The sequence below is a fragment of the Amycolatopsis sp. NPDC114478 genome (assembly GCF_055633805.1).
Map to the genome: position 1 here is coordinate 17,760 of NZ_JBVKDO010000026.1, position 21,618 is coordinate 39,377.

21 protein-coding genes and 1 pseudogene are annotated in these 21,618 nt (G+C 71.9%); 8 read left to right on the forward strand and 14 right to left on the reverse strand.

The features are described from left to right. Nucleotides 1–50 precede the first annotated feature (50 nt). The gene (locus ACZ7OH_RS44025; protein ID WP_470286443.1) at nt 51–1,214 is read left to right on the forward strand and encodes a cytochrome P450; all 1,164 of its coding nucleotides are present in this window, start codon (nt 51–53) and stop codon (nt 1,212–1,214) included. On the opposite strand, the gene ACZ7OH_RS44030 is transcribed toward ACZ7OH_RS44025, so the two are convergent. Genes ACZ7OH_RS44030 through ACZ7OH_RS44040 form a run of 3 tightly spaced genes read right to left on the reverse strand, consistent with a single transcriptional unit; the run spans nt 1,215 to nt 5,174 of the window. Continuing rightward, nucleotides 1,215–2,096, reverse strand: coding sequence for a phosphotransferase family protein (locus ACZ7OH_RS44030; RefSeq protein ID WP_470286358.1), 882 nt, complete (start codon nt 2,094–2,096; stop codon nt 1,215–1,217). A gap of 16 nt (nt 2,097–2,112) precedes the next feature. Continuing rightward, nucleotides 2,113–2,904: a siderophore-interacting protein gene (locus tag ACZ7OH_RS44035; protein WP_470286359.1), complete on the reverse strand. Its 792-nt coding sequence runs from the start codon at nt 2,902–2,904 to the stop codon at nt 2,113–2,115. Next, on the reverse strand, nt 2,901–5,174 hold the full coding sequence (locus tag ACZ7OH_RS44040; protein WP_470286360.1) for an ATP-binding cassette domain-containing protein: 2,274 nt from the start codon (nt 5,172–5,174) through the stop codon (nt 2,901–2,903). The genes ACZ7OH_RS44035 and ACZ7OH_RS44040 overlap by 4 nt, the downstream gene beginning before the upstream one ends. 76 nt (nt 5,175–5,250) lie before the next feature. Between ACZ7OH_RS44040 and ACZ7OH_RS44045 the strand changes: the two genes are divergently transcribed. Then, nucleotides 5,251–6,039, forward strand: a complete 789-nt coding sequence (locus ACZ7OH_RS44045; RefSeq protein WP_470286361.1) for a TetR/AcrR family transcriptional regulator C-terminal domain-containing protein — start codon at nt 5,251–5,253, stop codon at nt 6,037–6,039. On the opposite strand, the gene ACZ7OH_RS44050 is transcribed toward ACZ7OH_RS44045, so the two are convergent. The 8 genes and pseudogenes from ACZ7OH_RS44050 to ACZ7OH_RS44085 form a co-directional block, all read right to left on the reverse strand. Further along, nucleotides 6,017–6,769, reverse strand: coding sequence for a methyltransferase domain-containing protein (locus ACZ7OH_RS44050; protein ID WP_470286444.1), 753 nt, complete (start codon nt 6,767–6,769; stop codon nt 6,017–6,019). The genes ACZ7OH_RS44045 and ACZ7OH_RS44050 overlap by 23 nt on opposite strands. Then, nucleotides 6,758–6,961: pseudogene (locus ACZ7OH_RS44055) on the reverse strand (putative acetyltransferase); the annotation flags it as partial. The pseudogene ACZ7OH_RS44055 and the gene ACZ7OH_RS44050, both read right to left, overlap by 12 nt. After that, nucleotides 6,958–7,188: a glutaredoxin domain-containing protein gene (locus tag ACZ7OH_RS44060; protein ID WP_155544664.1), complete on the reverse strand. Its 231-nt coding sequence runs from the start codon at nt 7,186–7,188 to the stop codon at nt 6,958–6,960. The gene ACZ7OH_RS44060 and the pseudogene ACZ7OH_RS44055, both read right to left, overlap by 4 nt. After that, nucleotides 7,185–9,293 carry a phage holin family protein gene (locus ACZ7OH_RS44065; RefSeq protein WP_470286362.1) on the reverse strand — a complete coding sequence of 703 codons (2,109 nt, stop codon included), beginning with the start codon at nt 9,291–9,293 and terminating at the stop codon, nt 7,185–7,187. The genes ACZ7OH_RS44060 and ACZ7OH_RS44065 overlap by 4 nt, the downstream gene beginning before the upstream one ends. Continuing rightward, nucleotides 9,290–9,871 (reverse strand): DedA family protein, encoded by a 582-nt coding sequence (locus tag ACZ7OH_RS44070; RefSeq protein WP_470286363.1) that lies wholly within the window; start codon nt 9,869–9,871, stop codon nt 9,290–9,292. The genes ACZ7OH_RS44065 and ACZ7OH_RS44070 overlap by 4 nt, the downstream gene beginning before the upstream one ends. Beyond that, the gene (locus ACZ7OH_RS44075) at nt 9,868–10,659 is read right to left on the reverse strand and encodes an MBL fold metallo-hydrolase (RefSeq protein WP_470286364.1); all 792 of its coding nucleotides are present in this window, start codon (nt 10,657–10,659) and stop codon (nt 9,868–9,870) included. Before ACZ7OH_RS44075 ends, ACZ7OH_RS44070 begins: the two co-directional genes overlap by 4 nt. Nucleotides 10,660–10,812: 153 nt before the next feature. Further along, nucleotides 10,813–10,986, reverse strand: a complete 174-nt coding sequence (locus ACZ7OH_RS44080) for a hypothetical protein (protein WP_470286365.1) — start codon at nt 10,984–10,986, stop codon at nt 10,813–10,815. A 1-nt stretch (nt 10,987) separates the two neighbouring features. Next, a complete protein-coding gene (locus ACZ7OH_RS44085) occupies nt 10,988–12,925 on the reverse strand; it encodes a terpene synthase family protein (protein ID WP_470286445.1) in 1,938 nt (645 codons plus the stop codon). 205 nt (nt 12,926–13,130) lie between these two features. On the opposite strand from ACZ7OH_RS44085, the gene ACZ7OH_RS44090 reads away from it, so the two are divergent. Both ACZ7OH_RS44090 and ACZ7OH_RS44095 read left to right on the forward strand, forming a co-directional pair. After that, nucleotides 13,131–13,418 carry a GNAT family N-acetyltransferase gene (locus tag ACZ7OH_RS44090; protein WP_470286366.1) on the forward strand — a complete coding sequence of 96 codons (288 nt, stop codon included), beginning with the start codon at nt 13,131–13,133 and terminating at the stop codon, nt 13,416–13,418. A 432-nt stretch (nt 13,419–13,850) separates the two neighbouring features. Beyond that, entirely contained in the window at nt 13,851–14,867 is a 1,017-nt protein-coding gene (locus ACZ7OH_RS44095; RefSeq protein ID WP_470286367.1) for a S1 family peptidase, read from the forward strand. Nucleotides 14,868–14,923: 56 nt separating this feature from the next. Here the strand turns inward: ACZ7OH_RS44095 and ACZ7OH_RS44100 are convergent, their stop codons facing one another. Both ACZ7OH_RS44100 and ACZ7OH_RS44105 read right to left on the reverse strand, forming a co-directional pair. Next, nucleotides 14,924–15,547, reverse strand: a complete 624-nt coding sequence (locus ACZ7OH_RS44100; RefSeq protein ID WP_470286368.1) for an SAM-dependent methyltransferase — start codon at nt 15,545–15,547, stop codon at nt 14,924–14,926. Nucleotides 15,548–15,623: 76 nt separating this feature from the next. After that, nucleotides 15,624–17,189, reverse strand: coding sequence for a discoidin domain-containing protein (locus ACZ7OH_RS44105; protein ID WP_470286369.1), 1,566 nt, complete (start codon nt 17,187–17,189; stop codon nt 15,624–15,626). 171 nt (nt 17,190–17,360) lie between these two features. Here ACZ7OH_RS44105 and ACZ7OH_RS44110 point away from each other — a divergent pair, with 171 nt between their 5' ends. From ACZ7OH_RS44110 to ACZ7OH_RS44125, 4 genes are all read left to right on the forward strand, one after another. Then, entirely contained in the window at nt 17,361–18,083 is a 723-nt protein-coding gene (locus ACZ7OH_RS44110) for an SDR family NAD(P)-dependent oxidoreductase (RefSeq protein WP_470286370.1), read from the forward strand. 251 nt (nt 18,084–18,334) lie between these two features. Further along, a complete protein-coding gene (locus ACZ7OH_RS44115) occupies nt 18,335–19,540 on the forward strand; it encodes a cytochrome P450 (protein ID WP_470286371.1) in 1,206 nt (401 codons plus the stop codon). Nucleotides 19,541–19,550: 10 nt separating this feature from the next. Further along, a complete protein-coding gene (locus ACZ7OH_RS44120; RefSeq protein WP_470286372.1) occupies nt 19,551–20,390 on the forward strand; it encodes an SCO6745 family protein in 840 nt (279 codons plus the stop codon). A gap of 61 nt (nt 20,391–20,451) precedes the next feature. Continuing rightward, nucleotides 20,452–21,207, forward strand: coding sequence for an SDR family NAD(P)-dependent oxidoreductase (locus ACZ7OH_RS44125; RefSeq protein ID WP_470286373.1), 756 nt, complete (start codon nt 20,452–20,454; stop codon nt 21,205–21,207). Here the strand turns inward: ACZ7OH_RS44125 and ACZ7OH_RS44130 are convergent, their stop codons facing one another. Beyond that, nucleotides 21,208–21,615: a VOC family protein gene (locus tag ACZ7OH_RS44130; RefSeq protein WP_400902294.1), complete on the reverse strand. Its 408-nt coding sequence runs from the start codon at nt 21,613–21,615 to the stop codon at nt 21,208–21,210. Between the last annotated feature and the right edge of the window lie 3 nt (nt 21,616–21,618).

Below are 21,618 nucleotides of genomic sequence, written 5' to 3' on the forward strand. Positions count from 1 at the left end.
TTTCCGGCAGCTTCGGGAGGTATCCGGTGGACGGCGTGCCCGCGTTTCCGATGACCCGGCGGTGTCCCTTCGATCCGCCCGCCGAGCTCGGCGAGCTGCCGCCGGTGTCGCGCGTCCGGCTGTGGAACGGCAGCACGCCGTGGCTGGTGACCCGCTACGACGATGTCCGCGCCGTGCTGCGCGACTCGCGGATCAGCGCCGACTCCGATCGGCCCGGCTACCCGCACCAGAGCGCGGCTTCGGCCGCCCGGCGGAAGCGCGCCAAGTCGTTCATCACCATGGACGGTGCCGAGCACGCGGCGCAGCGGCGCCTGCTGACCGGCGACTTCCTCGTCAAGAAGATGGAGGCGCTGCGCCCGGCGATCCAGCGCATCGTCGACGACCTGGTCGACGGGCTGCTCGCCGGCCCGAAGCCCGTCGATCTCGTGACGGCGTTCGCGTTGCCGGTGCCGTCGCTGGTGATCTGCGAGCTGCTCGGCGTGCCGTACGAGGACCGGGAGCTGTTCCAGGACATCACGAAGGTGATGGTGTCGACGAACGCGACACCGGCCGAGTCGGTGCAGGCGACCGAGGAACTGCTGGCGTACCTCGGCGGCCTGGTGGAGCGGAAGGTCGCCGACCCGGGGGACGACGTCCTGAGCAAGCTGGCGGTGTCCCAGTACGCGACCGGGCGCATGAGTGCCGAAGAGGTCGCGTCGATGGGGCAGCTGCTGCTGGTGGCCGGCCACGAGACGACGGCGAACATGATCGCGCTCGGCACGGTGGCGCTGCTGGAGCACCCGGACCAGCTCGAACTGGTGCGCACGGGTGACGCGGACCTGCTGCGCCGCGCGGTCGAGGAACTGTTGCGCTACTTGAACATCACGCACACCGGACGCCGCCGGGTGGCGGTCGAGGACATCGAGCTCGGCGGCGAGGTGATCCGCGCGGGCGAGGGCGTGATCGCCGCGGGCGACGCGGCCAACCGCGACGGCGCGGTGTTCGCCGACCCGGACCGCCTGGACGTGACGCGCGAGGCCCGCCACCACGTGGCGTTCGGGTACGGGGTGCACCAATGCCTCGGCCAGACGCTGGCGCGGGTGGAGCTGCAGGTGGTGTACGGAACGCTGTACCGGCGCATCCCGCAGCTGCGGCTCGCGGTGCCGGTGGAGGAGCTGGCCTTCAAGGACGACATGCTGGTCTACGGGGTGCACTGCCTCCCGGTCACCTGGTGATCACACCGCGCGCTGCAGGGCGTCGACGTGCCGGCCGAGGCGGGCCGACAGGAACCGGGCGCGGTCGGCGTCGTCGTCCTTGCGGGGCACCATCTCCACCAGCATGATCAGGTCGAGGTACACCCGGTACAGCCCGACCCGCGCCCACACCGGCATGCCGAACTCCACCGGGCCGCCCGCCGCGCGGTAGCCCTCGAGCAACCCCGGGTCGAGGTCGCGGAACAGCCCCAGTGAGACGAACTCCGCCGCCGGGTCGCCCCAGAACGCGCGCTCGGCGTCGATGATGCCCGACAGGCGGCCGTCGTCGAGGAGGATGTTGCCGTCCCACAGGTCGAAGTGGACCAGCACCGGGGTCTCGACCAGCTCCAGCAGCGGCTCGTGCCGGCGGACCAGGTGCGCGATCTCCGCCGCCGGGCGCGGGAGGTGGACGCCGTAGCGGACGGCGTCGGCCAGGACCGCGTCCGCCATCGCCGTGAACGCCTTCGGCCACGTCGGGTGCAGGGGGTCCTGCGGGTAGCCGAAGCCGTCGCCGGTGACGGTGTGCAGCCCGGCCACGACCTCGCCCAGCTCCCGGTGCGGCCGCGGCCCGTCGGCGACCTGGGACCAGGGGACGCCCGGCAGCTCCGTCATCAGCAGGAACCCCGGCCCCGCGCCGACCACGGACGGCAGCGGCCCCGACGCCCGCCGGTAGAACTCCGCCTCCGTGGCCAGGAGGTCGTGTTCGTAGGTGAGCCCGGGGCCGGACGGCGCGATCTTCAGCACCAGCCGCAGCCCGTCCGCGAGCTCCAGGCGGATCGCCGTGTTGTACGTTCCGCCGCCGATGTTCTCGGCCGTCACCACCGAAGCCGGGTCGATGCCCGATGCCGTCAGTTCCGCGCGCACCCGGCCGAGTCTGCCACTAGCCGGCCGACTTTTCCCGCGCGTCGGCGAGGTCCTCCGCCGTCGGCGCGTCGTCCTGGGTCAGCTTGCGCCGCCAGTAGCCGGTGAACTCGATGTCCCGCTTGTCGAACCCCCGCTCGCCGACGAGGTGACGGCGCAGCGCCCGCACCATCCCCGCTTCACCCGCGAGCCACGCGGCCGACCCCGGCGCCAGTGCAAGACCGCGCACGGCGTCGAGCAGCCTGGCCCCGTGCGGTGCGCCGTCGCGGTGCAGCCAGTGGACGGGCAGCGGTTGCTCCTCCGCCGCGTCCGCCACTTCGACGAACGCCACGGCGTTGTCCACTTCGGACAGTATGGAAGCAATGGCCGGTACCGCGGTCTCGTCCCCGGCCAGCAGCAGGGTGTCCGCTGTGGACAGTGGACGGCGGTACGCGGCGTCCGGGCCGTACCGGCCGAGGACGTCCCCGGCTGCCGCCGTGCGCGCCCAGGCCGTCGCCGGGCCGTCGGTGTGACCGGAGTGCAGCACGAACTCGACGTCGATCGTGTCGCCGTCCCGCGAGCGCACCGTGTAGCTGCGCATCACCGGGCGTTCGGCTTCGGGGATCGCCAGGTACGCCTGGTACCAGCGCATGACGTCGCCGTCGTCCGCCGGCAGCCGCACCGGGCGGCCCGGCGGTGGGAACAGGAGCTTGAGCTGCTGGTCGGGCCACGCCTCCAGCTCGCGCAACCCGGCGCCGGTGAACGTGACGCGCACGGTGCGCGGCGTCGGCCGCCGCACCGCCGTCACTTCGAGCAGGCCCGTCGGGTTCACGGCTTCCCCAGGTATTCGCGCAGGTGACGGGCCGTCAGCGTCGACGCGTGCTCGACGAGGGACGCCGGGGTCCCTTCGAAGACGACCCGGCCGCCGTCGTGGCCGGCGCCGGGGCCGAGGTCGATCAGCCAGTCGGCGTGCGCCATCACGGCCTGGTGGTGCTCGATCACGAGCACCGTGTTGCCCGCGTCGACGATCCGGTCGAGCAGCGCGAGGAGCTGGTCGACGTCGGCGAGGTGCAGCCCGGTCGTCGGCTCGTCGAGGATGTACGTCGAGCCCTTCTCGGCCATCCGGATCGCCAGCTTGAGCCGCTGCCGCTCGCCGCCGGAGAGCGTGGTCAGCGGCTGCCCGAGCGTCAGGTAGCCGAGGCCGACGTCGGCGAGGCGGTCGAGGACCGTCCGTGCGGTGCCCGTGGCGAAGAACTCGCGCGCCTCGGCGACGGACATCGCGAGGACTTCGCTGATGTTCTTGCCGCGCAGCTCGAACGTGAGCACCTTGGGCGTGAACCGCTTGCCCTCGCACTCTTCGCAGACCGACGCGACCCCGGCCGTCATCGCCAGGTCCGTGTAGATGACGCCGAGCCCCTTGCAGTGCGGGCAGGCGCCTTCGGAGTTGGCGCTGAACAGGCTCGCCTTGACGCCGTTGGCCTTGGCGAACGCCGTGCGGATCGGGTCGAGCAGGCCGGTGTAGGTCGCCGGGTTGGACCGGCGCGAGCCGCGGATCGCCGACTGGTCGACCACGACGACGTCGTCGCGGTGGGATAGGGAGCCGTGGATCAGCGACGACTTCCCGGAGCCCGCCACGCCGGTGACGACGGTCAGGACGCCGAGCGGGACGTCCACGCTGACGTCCTTCAGGTTGTGCAGGCGGGCGCCGGTGATGGAGACGTGCCCGGTGGGCTCGCGGATCTTCTCGCGCAGCGTGACCCGGTGGTCGAGGTGGCGCCCGGTGAGCGTGCCGGACGCGCGCAGCCCGTCGACGCTGCCGGTGTAGCAGAGCCGGCCGCCGTCGGTGCCCGCGCCGGGGCCGAGGTCGACGACGTGGTCGGCGATCCGGATCGTCTCCGGCTTGTGCTCGACGACGAGGATCGTGTTCCCCTTGTCCCGCAGGCACAACAGCAGGTTGTTCATCCGCTCGATGTCGTGCGGGTGCAGTCCGACGGTCGGCTCGTCGAAGACGTAGGTGACGTCGGTGAGGCTCGATCCCAGGTGCCGCACCATCTTGACGCGCTGCGCCTCGCCGCCAGAGAGCGTCGCGGACTCGCGGTCCAGGGAGAGGTAGCCGAGGCCGATCTCGACGAGCGAGTCCAGGGTGTCGCGCAGGTTGCCCAGCAGCGGCCGGATCGACGGCGCGTCGAGGTTGCGGACGAACTCGGCGAGGTCGCTGATCTGCATGGCGGAGCAGTCGGCGATGTTCCTGCCGTCGATCTTGGCCGACAGCGCGGCCTGGTTCAGCCGGGCGCCGTCGCACGCGTCGCAGGTCTTGAAGGTCGCGGCCTTCTCGATGAACGCACGCAGCTTCGGCTGCAGCGACTCGACGTCCTTGTGCAGGTAGAGCCGCCGGACCTTCACCGCCAGGCCCTCGTAGGTGACGTTGGTCTTGCCCACCTTCACCTTGCAGGAGTCCTTGTGCAGCAGGTCGTCGAGCTGCTGCGGCGTGAAGTCGCGGATCTTGGCGTCGGGGTCGTAGAAGCCGGAGGACAGGTAGGTCTGCACGTACCAGGTGTCCGGCGTGAAACCCGGCACCTGGATCGCGCCCTCGTGGAGGGAAAGGTCGAAGTCGAGCAGGGCGTGGACGTCGAGGTCGGACACCCGGCCGAGGCCCTCGCAGGCCGGGCACATGCCCTCGGGGAGGTTGAAGCTGAACGCGCCGGACGTGCCGACGTGCGGTTCGCCCAGGCGCGAGAAGGCGATCCGCAGCATGGCGTAGGCGTCGGTCGCGGTGCCGACGGTGGAGCGCGAGTTGGCGCCCATCCGCTCCTGGTCGACGACGATGGCCGCGCTGAGGTTCTCCAGCAGGTCGACGTCCGGGCGCGACAGGCTCGGCATGAACGACTGGAGGAACGCGCTGTAGGTCTCGTTGATCAGCCGCTGGGACTCGGCCGCGATGGTGCCGAAGACCAGGGACGACTTGCCGGAGCCGGACACGCCCGTGAACACCGTGAGCCGGCGCTTCGGGATGTCCAGGTCGATGCCGGTCAGGTTGTTCTCCCGGGCTCCCCGGACCTCGATCACGTCGTGGGTGTCGGCGGCCCGCCTGGGTGAGGTCATACCGTCCTTCTTGATAGTTTAGGCTGTAAAGTGATTCTCGATCGTACAATACTTTAGGGTGTAAGGAGTCGGCAAGGTGGTCGTCTTCGCGGGTCAGGGCGACGCCCGGCGGTCCATGGAGCTGCTGTGGGGGCCGCGCGTGGTCGCGCCGCGCACGGGCCCGGGGCCCAAACCGGGCCTGTCCGTGGAAGCGATCGTCGCGGCGGCGATCGACATCGCCGACGCCGAGGGCATGGCGGCGCTGTCGATGCGTTCGGTGGGCGAGCGGCTCGGCCGGACGGCGATGGCGTTGTACACGTACGTGCCGGGCAAGACCGAGCTGGTCGACCTGATGTACGACCGGACGCTGGGGGAGCTGCCGTCGTCCTATCCGACGTCTTCGGGCTGGCGCGCGGCGGCTGTTGCCCTGGCCGACGCCTTGTGGGACTTGCACTTGCGGCACCCGTGGCTGTTGCAGGTCTCCCCGGCGCGCCCGGTGCTCGGGCCGGGGGAGTTCCACGTCCAGGAGACGCTGCTGTCGGTGCTGGCCTCGACGGGGCTGCCGCTGGCGCGGGTCCGCTGGGTGGTGTCGGCGCTGTTCAACGTGGTCCGCGGCTCGGTCCAGGCGGCAGCGGAGTCCCGCCAGGCGGCGCACGAGACAGGACTGTCCGAAGAGGACTGGTGGGGCGCGCGGTCCGCGTTGCTGGGGGAGCTGGTGCCGGATTTGCCGGCGCGGTTCCCGACGGTGGCGAAGCTGGGGCCGGCTGGCGAACCCTCGGACGAGCCTTACTTGGAGCGCGAGGCGAGGCTGGCGTTCGAAGCGGGAGTGGAACTGCTGCTGGACGGCGTCGAAGCGGCGATCGTCAAGGCTTCCGGGCCTCGATGAGGAACCTCGTCGTGTGGGCGACGAACGGGCCGTCGCGCTCGATCAGCTCGTGCAGCTCCTTCAGCCGCGGCCGGTACTGCTCCACCGTGAACCCCGGGACCATCCAGATCACCTTGCGCAGGAAGTACACCACCGCGCCGATGTCGAAGAACTCGGTCCTCAGCGACTCCGACCGCAGGTCCGTCACCTCCAAGCCCGCGTCGGCAGCGGCCGCCACGGCTCGGTCCGGGTGACGGCTGTTGCGCCCTTCCGCCGGCTGCGGGCCGAGGAAGAACTCGACCAGCTCGAACACGCTCGCCGGGCCGACCTGCTGCGAGAAGTAGCTGCCGCCGGGGCGCAGGACGCGGGCGATCCCGGCCCAATCGGTCGTCACGGGATGACGGCTGGACACGAGGTCGAACACGTCGTCGCCGAAGGGGAGGCCCTCGGTGGCCACGACCACGACCCCGCGCGGACGGAGACGAGCCGAAGCGCGGGCCACGTTCGGCGGCCACGACTCGGTCGCCGCCATCAACCGTGGCAGCGCGGGACAGCCGTCGAGCACCTCGCCGCCGCCGGTCTCGACGTCCAGCGCCGCCTCGACCTGGGCGAGCCGGGCACCCAGCAGGCGCTGGTAGCCCCAGGACGGGCGGGCTTCGGTGGCCCGGCCGTCGAGCCAGGAGAAGTCCCAGCCGTCCACCGACACCGCTTCGGCTTCGGCGACCAGCGCGTCGAACTTCGACTGCCGCACCGGCGGCGGGGGCACCGGCTTGGCCAGGGTGACGGCGTCGAACGCCACCACCACCGGGCCGCGCCGGGTCTCCACCGTGCACGTCGCCGAGTCGCGCGCCACCAGGTTGCCGAGCGCGTCGGTGAACCCGCCCTCGATCCGGTAGCGCACCACGACCCGCGTGCCGAGCGGCAGGTCCCGCAGCAGCTTCACAGCCGCGCGCTCAGCTCGTCGTCGGACGGCTCGACCAGGAAGCTGCCGTCGTCCCACACGATCGTCGGGATCCGGCGCGCGCCGTCCTGCAGCTCGCGGACCCGGGCCTCGGCGGCCGCGTCGGCCTCGACGTCCACATAGGAATATTCGACGCCCTCGCGGTCGAGCAGCGCGCGGCTGCGCTTCACGTCCGGGCACCAGGACGCGCCGTACACCGTCAAACTCACGAAACAACCTCCGAAACAGCGTCGGGAACGGGTGACGGGTGACCCAGTTCGGTCAGCCACCCGCGGAACACCTGGTGCAGCGCCTCCGCGCCGACCACCTCGCCGAGCGGCGCCAGCTCCCGCGGGTGCACCACGAACCCCCGCTGCTGCGGCCCGCCGAGCCCGCCGTGCGAACCCACGTGCGTCTCGAACGGCGACGCCTGGTCCGAGTCCGGGTCGTAGCGGCTGTTGATCATCACGTCCGCGCAGTGCGGGAACGTGTCCACCCGCCGGATCAGGTCCGCCGCGTGCGGGCCGTACGGCAGCAGCGGGTCCTCGCCGATCACCACGCCCGTCGCCAGGCGGTGGAGGCCGTCGCGGCCCAGCACCACCGGGCCGAACTCGCGGCTGCGGACCAGCAGGAACCCGACCCCCGGGTGGTCGACCAGCGACGGCAGCAGGTCCGGGAACTCCCGCTCGATCCTCTCCAGCTCGACGCGGCCCTCGTGCTCGGTGAACGACACCATCGCGACGTGCCCGGACACGACCGCCACCACGCCCGGCGCCACGCGGGTCACCGCGCCGGGGGAGCCGGACGTCGTGCGCGGCCGGTCCTCGGCGCACTCGGCGTCCTCCACCCGGGCACGCAGCCGGCGCGCGATCAGGCCGCCGCTCTTCGTCGCCTCCGCCAGCGCCGCGTTGATCTGCCAGCTCTCGGCCTGGCGCCGTTTGCCGGCGGACGCGGACGGCGACCCGCCGCACAGCCGGCCGACGTACGCCTCGATCGTCTCGCCGAACCGCTGGGAGAACGCCTGGCCCTGCGTCTGGCCGTGGTCCGACAGCGCGACGACGTGGTAGCGGCGCGGGGCGAGCCGCGAAGCCCGGTGCAGCCGCGCGATCTGCTGGTCGATCGAGCGCAGCACCGACAGCGTGTCGAACCGCTCGATGCCGGAGTGGTGCGCGACCTCGTCGTAGCCGAGGAAGTCCGCGTACACGACCGGCCGCCCGGCCAGCATGTCGCCGAGGATGGCCGAGACGACGACGTCGCGCGCGATCACCGTCGTGCCCGGCCGCGCCAGCGGGTACCAGCCGCCGCGCGGGACCCGCGGCACCACGCCGGCCCGGCGCTGGCGCACGGACGCGTTGATCTCGCGGAAGACATCGACGAGCGCGACGACGAACGTGCGCAGCGCGTTGACCGGGTTCGCGAAGTAGGCGTAGTAGCCCGCGCCGAGCCGGTCGCGGCGGCGGTGGCGCAGCTTCTTCGGCACCAGCACCGGGATCGAGCTCATGGTGAGGCTGACGTGGTCGGCGTCGCCGGAGAAGAGGTTGCCGCGGCCGGCGCCGTCGCCCGAGAGCAGGCCGCGCCCGTCGGAGTGCCGCCGTTCGATCTCGGCGGCGTCGGTCGGGTGCGCGCACGCCATCACGTGGTCGCGGTCCTTTTCGTACCAGCGGAAACCGAGGATGTCGTGGTTGGAGCCGTGCAGGATGCCGCACACGCTCGCCCCGGTCTGGGAGCTCCAGTCGGTGTGCCACGGCGTGAGCGCGTGGCTGCCTTCGGCGAGCCACGCGGCGAACGTCGGCATGTCGCCGTCGCGGACCGCGCGGCGGACGGTGTCGTACCCGAGGCCGTCGATCTGCAGGAACACCACGCCGGGCGGCTGGTCGGCCGCGCCGGGCTCGGGGGTGTGGCGACGGCGGCGCCGGGCGGCGCGGCGGAAGAAGATCTCGTCCTCGTCGATGGCGAGCAGGCTGGAGATCAGCACGGCCACCCCGGCCATGCCGAGCGTGACGAGCACGGCGGTGCGGAAGTCGGCGATCTCGACGCCGGGGACCGTGCGGAACACGGCCAGCGTGCCCGCGCCGAGCAGCAGGAACCCGAAGACGCCGAAGGTGAAGAACGCCAGCGGGTAGGCGATCCGCATGACCAGCGGCCAGCCGATGGCGGCGAGCAGGCCGAGCAGCAGCGCGCACACCGTGGGCTGCCACCAGTGCGTCATCCGGAAGCCGGGAAGGAGGACGTCGAGCAGGCGCAGCGCCCCGGTCACCGCGGCCCACACCAGCAGGATGCGGGCGACGGCCCGGCCGCCCCGCAGCAGACGGCCCTTCGGCGCGGTCGTCGTCACACCTTCTCCTTGGTTTTGCGGCGCCACCGCGAGACCAGGTTCAGCAGCACGGTGACCAGCAGGACGAGCACCGTCGCCAGCAGCGTCGCGATGAGGGGTGAGTCGAAGATGCCCCCGCTGAGGATGCCGAGCAAGCTGTACGCGGTCGCCCAGAGCACGCACGCGACCAGCGCGGCGGGCAGCAGCCTCCGCCACGGGTAGCCCAGCGCGGCCGCCGCGAGCAGCACCGGGATCCGCCCGGCCGGGACGAGCCGGCCGATCACCACGAGCTGCCAGCCGCGGCGGGTGAACTGGGCACGGGCCTTTTCGAGCCGTTCGGCGGGCTGGCGGCGGCTGATCCAGCGGAACGCGGCTTCGCTGCCCAGGCGCGGGATCCCGAACGTCACGACGTCGCCGACGTACGCGCCGAGCACGGCGAGCACGATGACCAGCGGCAGGGAGAGGTGGTCGGTCGTGGTGGCGACGGCGGCCGCGGCGCCGACCACCGCGCCGGTGGGCACGATCGGGATGATCGAGCCGAGCAGCACGCCGCCGAACACGGCCGGGTACCCGATGGCGGCCGGGTCGGTCCAGTTCACGCCCGGTCCTCGCGCGCGGGGAGCGCGACCTCGGCGCCGGGCTCGGTGAACAGCACCTCGGTGGTTCCGCCGGCGGCTTTCACTTCGGCGGCGAACACGCGCGGCGGGTCGGCGAGCAGCCGGCGCATCCGGGCGGTCCGCTTCAGGCCGGGGACGGCGAGGGTGCCCCAGTGCACCGGAACGGCGGCGCGGGCGCGCGTGACTTCGGCGGCTTTCGCGGCGCGGGCCGGGTCCAGGTGACCCGGCCCGAGGTTCGGCCCCCAGCCCCAGACGGGCAGGAGGGCGACGTCGACCGGGCCGAAGTCCGCCATCCCGGCGAAGAGGTCGGTGTCGCCGGCGTTGTAGACCGTCGTGCCGTCGCCTTCGACAAGGTGCCCGATCGCCGGGCTCTGCGGGCCGTGGGTCAGCCGCGGGCCCCACCGGTGTCCGGAGTGGACGGCTTCGGTGGCGGTGACCGTGAGGCCGCCCTCGGTCAGGGTCTCGCCGGGCGCGATCTCCTCGACGTTCCGGAAGCCCTTCCTGGCGAGCCAGGCCCCGGCCCCGCGCGGGACGGCGATCCGGGTGTCCCGGCCGAGCAGCTTCAGCGACGGCAGGTGCAGGTGGTCGCCGTGCAGGTGGGAGAGCAGGACGAGGTCGACGCCGGCGTAGACGTCCGGCGGGGGTGGCGGCACGACCCGGACGAGCCCGCCGACGCGTGCGGTGAGCACGGGATCGGTCAGCACGACCCGGCCGGCGAGTTCGAGCCGGACGGTCGAATGGCCGAGGAAACGCAGGTTGAAGCCGCTCACGGTGTCGAGTATCGCCCTCGCCCCCGGCGGACGCCCGGAGGAGTGGCGCGGGCAACGCTGCCCGGTGACGGCGCGCGCCCGGTGGGGCGGTGGCCGCGGCTTGGCGGTGGTTTCGGCTCGGCGGCGCGGGCTCCCGCCTGGCCGGCGCGCCCGCTACCTCCGGCTGGCCGGGCGCCGCCGGGGCCGTCCGGTCAGCCGCAGCTTCAGGCGCCGGTGCAGCCGGCGCCATCTCGCGGGCAGGTCCGTGCGGAGCGCCTCCTCGGCTTCGCGGTGCATGCCGATCTCGTGGAGCAGTTCGGCGATCCGCACCTGCTTGTCGGTCGGCACCTCAGCGGCCCGCGGGGAGCAGGGACGAGATCCGCAGCGACGACGTCCCGAGCCCGGTCGGCCCGCTGAACCGCGGGTGGTGGCCCAGCTCGGTGCCGGTGTACCGGCCGGCGTGCTCGTGCCAGTGCGCCACGCCCGCCAGCCAGTCCCGCAGCGACGCGTCCCCCGCGTGGCGGAACTCCGCGAGCCGCGCCTCGGCCAGGTCGGCGACCACCGCGAAGGCGCGTTCCTCCGAGCAGCCGAGGAAGTTCCGCACGACGAGGACGCCGTTGTCGAGTTCGCCGTAGTCGGCCGCGAGGTGCTTCAGGGCCGGCCGCGCTTTCGGGGCGGTCAGGGCCATCGAAAGGTCCGCGCCGAACGTCCGGCGCCGCGTCTCGATGTGGTCGATGGGATCGGGGATCCGGTTCTGGGCCAGGTTCGCCAGCCGCCACAGCCAGCTCCCGGTCATCGACTCGACGGCCTTCCGCACCGCGGCGCGGTCGTCCGTCCGCGGCCAGAGGTCGGCGAGCGCGGTTTCGACGGGGTTCAGCGGCGCCGGGCCATCTCCCATGAACAGCGTCAGGCGCTCGCGCCACGCCTTCGCCGCGGCAAGGTCGCGCGTGGCGCCGAAGACCTCCTGGAAGTAGTCGTCGGCGTAGGTGCTCCAGGTCAGCCAGTCGCTGGTGATGTCGAGGCGCTCAGCGGTCGCGTCCGGGTGGATGCCCGCCGCGCACAGCGGCAGGTCGGCGGCGCGCAGCTTCCGCTCGTCCCACACGACGCCGTCGAGCAGGCCCGTGGTGCGCGCCCAGTCGACGTTGCGGCGGCGGCAGCGGTCCAGGTGCTGGTTCAGCCGCACCGGGAACGGCGGCTCGACGGCCGGCCGCGCCACCCGCACCTCGCTGAACGGCCGGTGGCTGTAGGCCCGCAGCCGCTGCGGCGCGGTGGCGAGCACCGACGCGAGGATCCGCGCGGCCGGCGGCCGGTCGTCGAGCGCGCCTTCGTTCATGTACCGGCTGGACTGCAGGTGCCACTCGTGGCCGCCGGACTGCCAGTCCTGCAGGCCCTTGACGTAGGCGAACGTCGCCGCGCGCGCCGCCGGGTCGACGCCGTGCTCGTCGAAGAGCGCGGGGACCTCGGTGAGCGCCGTGTGCTCGAACTGGTGCAGCCGCGAGGTGATGAGGTCGTTGACGGCCTCGGCCGCCTCCTGCGTCGAGAGGTCGAGGAACTTCTCGAACACGAGCACGCCGTTGGACAGCTCGCCCTCGTCCTGCACTTCGCGTTGGTAGGAAAAGAGGTCGTTGCGCAGGTGGACGCCGTCGGCGAAGCAGTCGCGCAGGACCTCCAGGGGTCTCGTCGCGGCGATCGCGTCCGGGACTTCGGCGTGCACCGAGTGTTCGACGAGGTTCGCCGACCACGGCGCGCCGCCGACCTTCCGCCGCATCTCGACGTACTCGATGGGGTTGGCGAGGCGGCCTTCGTTGATGTTCGCCAGTTCCCACAACGACTCTTCGAGAAGAGCTTTCGTGCTGTCGACGAACCGGCGCCGCCACGCGGCCGAGCGGTGCGGGATCGTGCGGTCCCACAGGTCGGCGAGGCCGCGCTCGACGGGGTTCTCCGGCGTCGCGGTGATCTCGCCTTCGGCGGGCATGAAGAGGTCGATCCGGTCGAGGTAGGCGCGCGCGCTTTCGATGTCGCCGGTGCGCTTGTAGAGCTCGAGGAAGTGGTCGTCGAAGTAGAAGACCCAGACGTACCAGTCGGTGATGAGGTCGAGCTCGGCCGCGCCGGCGTCCGGGTGGGTGTAGGCGCAGAGGAGGGCGTAGTCGTGGGAGTCGAGGTCGTGCTCGGTCCAGATGACCGTGCCGTGCTGCGGGACGTCGATCATGTCCATCCCGCGCGCCCACGCCTTGCTGTGCGCGCGGGCCCGCTCCAGGTGCGGGTTCAGCCGCGCCGGGTAGGGCATGTAGAACTCGGGGAGGACGAACGGCTGCTCGGGCACCCCGTGAGGCAACCAAAACCGGCCGGGCGCGCCAAGGGGCTCCGGCGCGAAGCACACGAACGGGCCGGGCACGTCCCCCGGCCGGCCCAGTGACGTGCACGACCCGGTCGGCACGCGGGGCCCGGCCGTCGCACGATGGGGGAGTACCCCAGGCGAAGGGAGCGGTGGCATGGCCGAAGTGGTCGACAACCCGGACGAGGGCCGTTACGAGGTGTGGGTGGGCGACAAGCTGGCGGGCTCGGCGTACTACGAGGAGCGCGGCGAGCTGACGGTGTTCACCCACACCGAGGTCGACGACGCGTTCGCCGGGCAGGGGCTGGGGAAGGTACTGGCAGCCGGAGCGCTCGACGATGTCGTGGCCAAGGGGCGGACGATCGTGCCGGTTTGCCCGTTCATCGCGGGGTACCTGCGGAAGAACCCGGGGTACGAGGACCACGTTCGGTGGCCGAAGGGCTGAGCCGGTCCGGTCCTGAATGACTCATTCAGGACCTCGGGGGGCCGGCGGATGGCATGAACGACCCGCGCGGCCAGGGCTTGGGCCGCTCGCCACCGTTGAGCGGGCGAGGTCGATGGGCTCAGCCGGCTCCGGGCCGCGCGACAGCAGCCGGTCCATGCCCGAGCCGCGCGCCCCCGGGACGTCATGAACGACTCGTTCATGACGTTCGGTGGCCGAAGGGCTGAGCCGGTCAGCCCAGCGTCGACCTCCTCCGTGCAGCCGACCGGGCCTTTGTTACGCCGAACGCAGCAACGTCGCTGCGGCCAACCGGTCCAGAACGCGAGGTATGTCCGGATCTGCTGGTTATTAACCAACCTTCGTCGGTGTTGCGTTGGTTGCCTGGCAACGAAAGTGACCGGCGCAGGCTTCGAACCGGCTACCTGGAGGAAGTTGATGACTCCCCGGAAGACCGCCCTCAAGACCTTCGCCGTCTTGTCGGCCGCCGCGCTGACGGCGGGCGTTTGCTCGTCGGCGGCCACCGCGTCCCCGCTGGCCTTCGCCGCGATGCAGGCCCAGGCCATCACCAGTGCCACCCAGGTGGCGAACGCGCTCGGCGCCGCTTCCGGCGGTGTCTACCTCGAGAACGGCAAAGCCGTCGTCAACGTCGTCGACGACGCCGCCGTGCAGCAGGTGCGGGCAGCGGGCCTCACCGCGAAGAAGGTCAAGCACACCTTCGCCGCCCTCACCGGCGTCAAGAACCAGCTCGACGCGGTGAAGAACGTCCCGCAGACCGCGTGGGGCATCGACACCAAGACCAACCAGGTCGTCGTGAAGGTCTACGACGCCGCCAGCAAGGAGACCACGGACAAGGTCGCCGCCGCCGCCGCGAAGTACGGCGACAGCGTCCGCGTCGAGCACCGCACCGGCAAGCTGGAGCTGCACATCTCCGACGGCGACGCCATCCAGAACAGCCAGGGCCGCTGCTCGCTCGGCTTCAACGTGACGCGCGGCGGTTCGCCGTTCCTGCTCACCGCGGGCCACTGCACGAACCTCGGCGGCACCTGGGCGGGCGGCGACGTCTCCGGCGCGCAGGTCGTCGAAAGCGACTGCCCGGGCGCCGACTCCGGCCTGCTGACCCGCCCGAACGGCACCGGTCCCGGCGAGATCAACACCGGCCAGGCGATCACCTCCGCGGCCGACCCGACCGTCGGCGAGCAGATCCAGAAGCAGGGCTCGACCACCGGCGGCGGCAGCGGCCAGGTCACCTCGGTCGACGAGTCGGTCAACTTCGACGTCGGCGTGCTCAACCACGAGTTCGGCACCACCGCCCACACCGACCACGGTGACTCCGGCGGCCCGGCCTACGACGGCTCGACGGGGCTCGGCACGCTGTCCGGCGGCGACACCGTGACCAGCTACTTCTACCCGCTCACCCTCGAGCTGCAGGCTTACGGCCTCCAGCTCGCCTGATCGACCCGCGAAGGGCCCCTTTCACCCGAGTCGAGGGCAGGTGAAAGGGGCCTTTCTCATGCTTCGAGGCGCCGCGCGCGGTAGACGGCGTCGGTGTGGTGGCCCTCGCCGCGCGTCTCGCAGGTCTCGACGATCCACTCCCAGGCGTCGCCCAGGTAGCTCGTGATCTCCTCCGGCTCGAAGAACAGCTCCTCCGGCGGCTTCTGGCCGTCGAACTCCCGCATGGCCTTCGGCGAATGCCCGACGACCAGCAGCGACCCGCCCGGCCGGACGGCCGCGGCCGCCGCGGTGAAGACGTCGCGGCGCAGGTCCGGCGGCAGGTGCATGTACTGCGCGGAGATCAGGTCGTACTGCTCCTCGGGGCGCCACTTCAGGATGTCGCGGTGCAGCCAGCGGACGTCGACGCCGGCCTTCTTGCCGGCTTCCTCGGCGCGGGCGAGCGCGACGGTCGAGATGTCGGCGCCGTCGACCGTCCAGCCCTGCTTCGCGAGCCAGATCGCGTCGCCGCCTTCGCCGCAGCCGAGGTCGAGCGCGCGTCCGGGCGTCAGCCCGGCCACCTCGGAGCTGAGGTTGGGGTTGACGTTCCCGCTCCAGATCCGGTGCTCGTCGCGCTGGTACATCGCTTCCCAGAACTCCTGCTTGAGCATGTCTTCGACGATCATCGGCTGGTCGTGCGGCATGGTTCCTCCTCGGTGACGTCCCCCAGCATGCGGAGGACGTCACCGAGGAGGCAAATCGCGTTGCCGGAATGGCAACTCAGGCCGTGCCGTACACCTGCATCTCGTACAGCGAGTAGCCGTACGACGTGCCGCGCGTGACGCCGTTCATCCGCACGTAGCGGCCGCTGCCGGCCAGCCCGGTGAGGTCGTCGGTCGCGCCGTTGCCGGTCGTGGTGCTGTAGATCGTCGTCCAGGTCGTGCCGTCGGCCGACGTCTGGATGCTGTACGCCTTGCCGTACGCGGCTTCCCAGGTCAGCTTGACGTGCGAAACCTGCTTGGTGGCGCCGAGATCGACGCGCAGCCACTCGCTGGCCGAGCCTTCCTTGGACGCCCAGCGGGTGCTGGTCAGGTTGCCGTCGAAGGCCGCGCTCGCCGGGTAGGACGAGGACTCGGTCGACGACGCCGTCGCCGTCTTGCCTTGGGAGAGCAGGGTTTCGGTGCCTCCACCGCCGGTCACGGTGACGCCCAGCGAAGCGGTTTTCGCGCCGCCGGTGATGGTGACAGTTGCCGAGCCGGGAGTGGCGTTCGCGGCGGCGGCGACCGTGACGGTCGAGGACCCGCCGGCCGGGATCGACGCCGGCGCGAACGACACGGTGACACCCGCGGGCGCGCCGCTCGCGGACAGCGTGACGGCGTCCGTGGCGGTGACGGTGGCCGTCGCCGAAGCCCCCGGGGCGACCGACACCGACGACGGCGTCACGCTGATGCCGGAAGGGGTGCCCGCCGCGGTGAACGTCCAGCGGGCCGGGGTCCCGGAGCAGCTGCCCGCGGTGAGTGTCGTGCCCGAGGCGCGGAAGCACTTCTTGCTCGTCTGGATGTCGGAGATGGTGCCGTCGGGGTTGATCGACCACTGCTGGGCCGGGCCGCCGGTGCAGGTCTGCAGCACGATCGAACTGCCCGAGATGCCCGCGCACTTGTCGTTGATGACGAGGAAAGCGCCGTGGAAGGTGAACCGCTGGGCGTCGCTTTCGGTGCAGGCGGCCACTTTCAGCGTCGTGCCGCTGCTCGGGGCTTCGAGGCACGTGCCGGTGGAGTTGTTCTTGTACTGGCCGACCGTGGTGTTCGGCTGCGCGCCGCCCCAGCATTCACCGGTGCTGGTGTTGAAGATCGGCGTCGCGTCGTAGGGCTCGTTCGACGGCGGGTCGACGACCACCGGCTCCATGACCGGCGTGTTGTCGGCGTTGTAGTGCGTGAGCGCGTCTTCGCAGTCGATCGCGTCGAAGGCGCTGCCGCCCTTGCCGCCGAGCCAGAGGTCGATGTGGCGCAGGCCGGGTCCGCCGTTGGGGCCCTTGCCGCTCCAGTCCTGCGAACACTCGTCGCAGCCGTCTTCCATGATGAAGTACTTCTTCACTCGCGGCACCCAGACCTTGGTACCGGGTTTGAGCTCGGCGCTGCTGGTGGCGAAGGTGATCGGGTCGGCGTAACTGCCCTTGCCGCCCGCGGTGTCGTGGATCTGCGGGTAGGAGATGTCGCCGCCGGGCGGCGTGTTGTCCCACCAGCCGTAGAAGGTGAGGAAGGTCGGCTGCGTGGTGGCCGCGCTCGCCGCTGGGGTGGCCAACGCGAGGAACAGGGTCACGACGAGCACGAGCGCGCGCCGGGTCATGCTGCCTCCGGAGGGGGTGGGGCGGACGATGACTGCGGCGTGCGTCCAGGTTCGCCGGGCGGCGGCCCGCCGTCAAGACTTGTTCGTAAAGTTTCCTAACGAATCCGGTTTCGTGTTCCGGTCGCCGGGAAACCCGCGCGCGCCGCCGGTCCGCTCGGCGAAGATGGCGCCATGAGCGGACAACGGGAAGTCGTGGTCACCGGGGGCGGCACGGGCATCGGGCTGGCGATCGCCACCCGGTTCGCGGCGGCGGGCGAGCGCGTCACCATCACGGGCCGGCGCAAGGACGTGCTGGAAGCGGCGGCGGAGAAGCTCGGCGCGCGGGCGGTGGCCTTCGACGCGAGTGACCCGGAGGCGGTGCAGGCCGCGCTGGCGGAGCTGCCTTCGCGAGTGGACGTCCTGGTCAACAACGCCGGCGGCAACACCGACCGCGTCCGGGAGGCGCCGGTGGGTCTCGCGGGCCTGGCGGACGCGTGGCGCGCGAACTTCGAAGCCAACGTCGTTTCCGCGGTATTGGTGACCACGGCGTTGAAGCCGCGCTTCGCGGACAACGTGCGGGTTGTGACGCTGGGGTCCGTCGCGGCGAAGCAGGGCTCGGGCTCGTACGGCGCGGCGAAGGCGGCGATCGAGGCGTGGAACACCGACCTGGCGCGCCAGCTCGGCGCGGCGGGGTCGGCGAACGTGGTGGCGCCGGGAGTCACCCTCGACACGGAGTTCTTCCACGGCACGGTTTCCGACGAATGGGTGGCGGCGAGGGTATCGGTGGCGTTCGACAAGCGCGCGGGGACGCCGGAGGAAGTGGCGGCCGCGGTGGGGTTCTTGGCTTCCCCGGAGGCGGGACATGTCACCGGGCAGGTGGTGCACGTGAACGGCGGGGTGTACGGGGCTCGCTAGGCCTGGCCACAGTCCCTTGCGGGGTATGCCGATTACGCGAGTCCGGTGGTGTCGCCGTCGAACTGGCGCTGGCCTGCGGGTTCGCGGTCGCCTTCGGCTGGATCGCCCGCGCGGCACCCGGCCTTGGCTGCACGTGGTTCTGCGGGCTCGCTAGGCCATCCGGGTCGGAAGTGGGTCGAACGTCCCACGACCGCCCCGGTTCTCTCCATGGTGGAAGTGTCCAGACCACCGGATGAGAGGTGTGATCCGCCGTGACGGCAGCATCCGCAACCCCGGCCCTCCCGACGGCACGACCGGCCGGATGCCCGTTCGACCCGCCCGAAAACTACGCCAAGCTGCGGGAAACCGCGCCGACGTCGCAGGTGCGCTGCCCGGCCGGCATGGACGCCTGGCTCGTGACGCGCTACAGCGACGTCCGCGCGGTGCTCGCCGACCGCACGATGAGCTCGCGCGGCGCTTCCTCGGTGCACGTCAACCCGAACGCCGACCTCGACGAGGAAGTCAGCCCCGGCTCCATCATCCAGCTGGACGGCGCCGAGCACTCGCGCATCCGGAAGATGGTGATCGCGGAGTTCACCGTGCGGCGCGTGGAGGCGATGCGCGGCTACGTCCAGGAGCTCGTCGAGAGCCACCTCGACGCCATGCTCGCCCGCCCCGGGGAAGCCGATCTGGTGCGGGACTTCGCGTTGCCGATCCCGTCGCTGGTGATCTGCGAACTGCTCGGCGTCCCGTACGCCGACCGCGAGCGGTTCCAGCGGCAGAGCGGGTTGCTCGTCAGCACCGACGCCACCCGCGAGGAAGGCCAGCAGGCCTACGACGAGCTTTCCGCGTTCCTCGTGGAGCTGTTCACCGACAAGCAGCGGAATCCGCGGGACGATCTGTTCAGCAGGCTGATTTCCCGTGGCGAGAAGACCGGCGACCCGCTCACCATGGAGGAACTCGTGGTGCTGGGCCTCAGCCTCCTGGTGGCCGGCCACGAGACGACGGCCAACATGATCGCGCTCAGCACGCTCGTGCTGCTGGACCACCCGGCCCAGCGCGACGTCGTGCTGTCCGCGCCGGAGCGCGCGGTCGAGGAGCTGCTGCGGTACCTGTCGGTCGTGCAGTTCGGCGTGCTGCGGTACGCGACCGCGGACGTCAAGATCGGCGACCGGGCGGTCAAGGCGGGGGAGTGGCTGGTCGCCGCGCTGAACTCGGCGAACCGCGACGAAGACCTGTTCCCCGGCGCGGACAAGCTCGACTTCCACCGCGACTCGCCGCGCACGCACGTCGCGTTCGGCTTCGGGGCGCACCAGTGCATCGGCCAGCAGCTCGCGCGCGTCGAGCTGCAGGAAACGTTGACGCGGTTGTTCCGCCGGGTGCCGGACCTGCGGCTCGCGGTGCCGCGGGAAGAGCTGGCGTTCAAGCACAACACGCTGGTCTACGGGGTGCGGGAGCTGCCGGTCGCCTGGGGCTGAGAATGGCGGCATGACACCTTCACCGGCGCGGCGGCTGTGGGCGGCCGTCGAACCCCTGCACGCGGTCGTGTACTTCGCGCCGGAGACGGCGGCCGCGGCGAAGGAGGCCGGCCTGCGTGGGTACTGGATGGGGTACTTCGCGGGCCGTCTCGCGCCGCTGGGCCCGATCGGTCCCGCGCCGGCGACGTCCGTGCTGTTCGGCTTCGCCCCGGCGATGGTCGCGCGGGCCTTGCCGGACGCGTGGTCGTTCGCCTCCCCGGACGACGTGCTCGGCTCCCGGCTGGCCGCCGTCGAAGCCGCGCTGGACCGGACGCTGGGGTCCGGGCACGAAGAACTGGCGACGCTGCTGGAGCGGGCCGCCGCCGCGTGCCGGTTCGACGGACGCCCCCTCGCCGCGGCGTGGTCCGCGGTGCCCCGGCCGGCCGGCGTGCTGGGCCGGCTCTGGCTGGCGGCGACGGTGCTGCGCGAGCACCGCGGCGACGGCCACGTCCTGGCCGCGGTCCACGCCGGGCTGACCGGCCTGGAGACCACGCTGACCCACATCGGCGACGGCGTCGTCGGCCGCGGCGACGTCCAGCCGCACCGGGGCTGGACCGAGGACGGCTGGACGGCGGCCGCCGAGCGCCTGCGGGCCCGCGGCCTGCTGGACGCGAACGGCCGGCTGACGGACGCCGGGACGGCGGTGCGCACCCGCCTCGAAGAGGACACCGACCGCCTGGCGTCGGCCCCGGTCGACGCGCTGGGCGAGGACCTGGAGCGGCTGCTGGAGCTGGCCGTCCCGCTCAGCCGGGCGGTCATCGACGCCGGCGTCGTGCCGGTCCCGAACCCGATGGGCGTCCCGCGGCCCTGACGTGTCGATTTCGCCGGGTCCCGTTCGACGCACCGGTGAACCCGGACTTCGGAGGGACACGATGACCCTGCTCGACGGCAAGAACGCGATCGTCTACGGCGGCGGTGGCCGGATCGGCTCGGCGGTGGCCACGGCCTTCGCCGAGGAAGGCGCGCGCGTGTTCCTCGCGGGCCGCACCCGCGCGCGGCTCGACGTGGTCGCCGAGCGGATCCGCGCGGCGGGCGGCGTGGCCGAGGTGGCGGAGGTGGACGCCCTCGACGAGCGGGCGGTCGACGAGCACGCCGACGCCGTGGCCGCCGAGGGCGGCCTGGACATCTCGTTCAACCTGATCGCCCACGGCGACGTCCAGGGCACGCCGTTGCTCGACATGACCCTGGCCGACTACGAACGCCCGGTCGTGACGGCGGTCCGGACCCAGTTCCTGACGGCCCGCGCCGCGGCCCGCCACATGGTCAAACAGCGTTCCGGCGTGCTGCTGTTCTTCGGCGGCGCGGGCGAACCGGTGCGCGAGTTCTCGGTGGGCGGCCTGCAGGTCGCGTTCCACGCGCTCGAGGCCATGCGCCGCCAGCTGGCCGCGGAGCTGGGCCCGCACGGCGTGCGCGCGGTGACGCTCCGGACCGGCGGCATCCCGGAGACCCTCCCGGCGGACTTCGCGGGCCGCGAGGCGATCGAGGCGAACATCGCCGGCAAGACGATGCTGGGCCGCACGGCGACGCTGGCGGACGTGGGCGCGGTGGCGGCGTTCGTGGCGTCGGACCGGGCCCGCACGATGACGGCCTCGACGGTCAACGTCAGCTGCGGCGCCCTGGTCGACTAGCTACTTGCGCGACGAGATCTGCTGCACCATCCACGCGTTGCCGTCCGGGTCGGCGAAGTGGACGAAGCCCACGTTGTCGAGGTCGGCCTTTCCGTCCCACGCGCCCGTGCCGAAGACCTCGATGTCGCTCACCTCGACGCCGCGCTCGCGCAGCATCGCGTGGGCTTTCGGGAGGTCGTTGACCACGAGCTGCAGTCCCTTCAGCGAGCCGGGCGGCATCTCCGGCACCGCGCCCTTGCCGATCACCACCGAGCAGCCCGAGCCCGGCGGGGTCAGCTGGACGAACCGGGCGCCTTCGCCGACCGTCATGTCGTGGTCGACGGTGAACCCGACCTGGTCGGCGTAGAAGGCCTTCGCGCGGTCCAGATCGGAGACCGGCACCACGACCACTTCGAGCGTCCATTCCATGTG